The sequence below is a fragment of the Psychrobacter sp. FME13 genome (assembly GCF_014861395.1).
GTDB lineage: Bacteria > Pseudomonadota > Gammaproteobacteria > Pseudomonadales > Moraxellaceae > Psychrobacter.
This window is the reverse complement of record NZ_RRYV01000226.1, coordinates 1-3,324: the sequence shown is the minus strand read 5'-3', so window position 1 is coordinate 3,324 and position 3,324 is coordinate 1. Positions and strand designations below refer to the sequence as shown.

Annotated in this window: 2 protein-coding genes; both read right to left on the bottom strand. The window is 35.9% G+C overall.

The window, feature by feature from the left end; translation table 11 throughout:
- Positions 1 to 1,069: 1,069 nt before the first annotated feature.
- Positions 1,070 to 2,032: a hypothetical protein gene (locus EI164_RS15255; protein WP_192520806.1), complete on the bottom strand. Its 963-nt coding sequence runs from the start codon at positions 2,030 to 2,032 to the stop codon at positions 1,070 to 1,072.
- An 8-nt stretch (positions 2,033 to 2,040) separates the two neighbouring features.
- Positions 2,041 to 3,324, bottom strand: a 1,284-nt coding sequence (locus EI164_RS15250) for a DUF2345 domain-containing protein (protein ID WP_192520804.1), incomplete at its 5' end; no start/stop codon positions are given.

Below are 3,324 nucleotides of genomic sequence, written 5' to 3'. Positions count from 1 at the left end.
ATCATTGCCTGTTCATCATCTTGCAGTAATGCTGGCTCACTAGCCATGACTTTTGAAGTACTTAAGCTTGTACAGCTTGCTAATGACAGTGACATTGCTATAAAAATAAGTTTGGACGCTTTCATAATATTAACCTTCTAGAATTAATTATAGTAACTATTCAGTATCGGAGTAGTCCATGCTTCTGTCATTTCCCAGAATATCCCATTGCCACTTAAATAAAGCACGCATATGATTCTCAAATGGGTTAGCTGTAGTAGTAACACGTATTCTTTCAGGGTTTGCTTTATCGTCGTAATCCATTAAATTATCGGTATAACCTCTATAAAAGCTATATGCAGGAGAGACATAGCCCTCAATATCATTGAAAATAAATGGGAACAAGTGAAGTTTCTACGCCAAGGTTGGTTGGAAAACGACTTATCCAAATTGTTTTATGATGTTTGTCCTAACCATAACAATTTTATTTTGAACTAACTATAGAAATATAATAACTTTATAAGTTCTAAGTGTTTTTATGATTTAGTTAACTGCGCTTGCTTTTTATTTTTGAATATATATAAATAGAATAGAGGATAGCCCATAACATAGGTAGTATGTAGTATATATCCGCATAAAATATATTTGATCTTAAGTCAGTAAATATATTAGCCTCTTGCACATTTATATAGTTATCATAAACACCAAGCAGGAAAAATATAAATGTAATTATCAAGTTGATTACAGCGATAAGTATTAAAGGAAGTGTTTTATTGTCATTTTTCAAGTATAAAGAGGATATTGAGGTAATAACGATATGCATAAAAAATACGAATATATTAAATCTTATAAGAGCTTTCTGATACTGATCAAGATTACCTAGCCCTTGTATTTGAAAGTGATTTTCAGTATGAAAATATCCATAAGTTAATGAAAGATATAGGATGATTTCAGCTAAAATAATTAGAATTAAATAAAATATATGTCGATAAAGCATACATAGGCCTTTGGAGTATTTTGATTATTGCAGGTTTTGGTTTTTTAGTTGATAGTTTTATTAAAAATTCGTAAACGTTTTAATGCATTTATATTATGGATTAAAACGTTTGTATAGCCTATTACCATAAGCTTGACCTAAATTATTCGCATACATATCAGATTCGTAGTCGTCAGAACTGCCTCCCATTATAGCGTCCCAAGCTTCAGCTCCATATTGAGCTGCATCTACTGTCATCTTAAATGAAGTATATGCTAAATAGGCACTATGGGTAAAATGTTGAATTTTATCATAGCCAGGGTCGTTTTCGTTCGCGCGTATTAATGCTTCATATATATGATAGAATGCATAATTTTCAGCAGTTGAGCTATCTGTGACGTTTTTACCAAATATATTATCAATATCTTCAATAATTGTTTTAGGATTACTCGCTTCCTTCAGAAAACTTTCAAATATTTTTACCATAACTATTTTATAAATCAAAGGTTGGTATTCTTTCGAACCTGACTTACTGGATTCTGCTTTGAAGATACTTAGTGCTTTTTTTACGTATTCATTCTTTAGTTTATTTGGGTTATTAATATACTCTATTGTTTCCTTGGAAGTTTGACTTAGTTTTTTACTTCTTCGGTAAATATAGTAACCAGTATATTTATTTTCTTTTTTAGATAGCAATTCAATACTATTGTAGTTCATTAATATGGCTCTATTATTTTTTTTATCAATTTGATATATTTTGAGTTTCAAATCAAAAGTACAAGTATTTTTTCTATCGGTACAAGTTTCAGATAATATTGACTTTAATGAAATTTTCTTAACTGGATATGTGCTGCGAGAATATATATCTAATTTTATTTTTTTTATAGGAATTTTATCAACTTTTATTACTAATGATGCGCTTTCGTTTTTAGATAAAGAATATGCAGGAATAACTAAAACTTTATAAAGATTCTTAGAAATTGAATTGGAGAACTGAACTTCATAACTAATTTTTTCTATGGACAAAAAATCTGGAACTTCATTAATAAAAACCGCTTGAGTATAATAACTAGACATACTAATCCTTAATCTAAAATCACATGAATACTGAACTTTGTCTTTTCAGATGTATAAACTGATTCAGTAAATCCATTATTATCTGTTGTGCCAAAACTTGTATTTCCATTTTCACTTATAAGCAAATATTTTTGGTTTGGGGCTGGATTGCCTATACTATTTTTAACCATAAATCTCAAATTGAAATTCTGAACTGCCCCAGCAATCAAACTAGGCAACCCCGCCAAACTCAGCCCATCCATCCCGCCGCCATCACGACTGTGCTTACCAGCCTTCTCCGTAAACTGCATCGCCGCAATCGTAATATCACCGCCATCTAATGTGATACTCGCACCGCCCGCCGTTAGCGTAATCTTATTCGTTGCCACTATCTCAACTTCTTTAGTTGAGGATGACATATTCACATCTTGCTTCGCCGTTGCCTCAAGCTTCCCTGTATGCGCAGACAGCATAATATTGTCCTTGCCATTCGTCATACTGAACTGACCATCAGCAACCATTGTCAAAGACTCGCTACTGATTTGATGATGACCATCACCACTACTCACCATCATATCTTGCTGAGTGGTCGTTACCATCTCACCCATCGATCGTTGAATCAGCGTATCGTCACTGACATAGCTCGTATCAGCAGCGCCATCGATCAGCGTGTAGGGCGCTTGTTGATGGGTTTTGGTTTGCTGTTCCTCTGCGATAGTTTCTAACTGGGTCTTAATCGCTTTGTGGTCATTGACCTGACGTCCTAGTCCCGTTGCCAATTGCGTTAAGCGTTCAGCCAGATGCTGACCACCGAGTGCCGTTTGAGTGAGAGTCGGGGTGTGCTGTTGATAGTTGTGTTGCTCAGATTGCGCATGGGTTTGCGGCTGGGTAGAGAATACTAAAGCTTCGCCCGACTTGATATTGATTTGAGCATTAGTATTGGCATTGATGCCTTGACGTTTACTACTGGCACCATCACTTTCAGCATTAATGATACCCATCTTTAGACTAGCAGCCACTTGACCATCATCGATGTTTAGCTGCGAGTACGCTTGCTCATCTCTATGATCGGTAATCCATTCTGATAGGCCATTGCCCGTGTTGCGATAGCCACTCTCAACAGCTTGTTCATTGTCCGTGGCGAATAGGCTAGGGCGCGTGCTGGACAATAAGCTACCCGTATTGATTAAGTGCTCGCCATCACCGATCGACTGCATCAGAGTTTGGTCGTCAGTTCTATGAGTGAAGTGACTGCCATAGTTGGCCCCTGCTTGGGCCTCTGTCCGATTGATAGGTTGGGCAGGGCTGTCCAG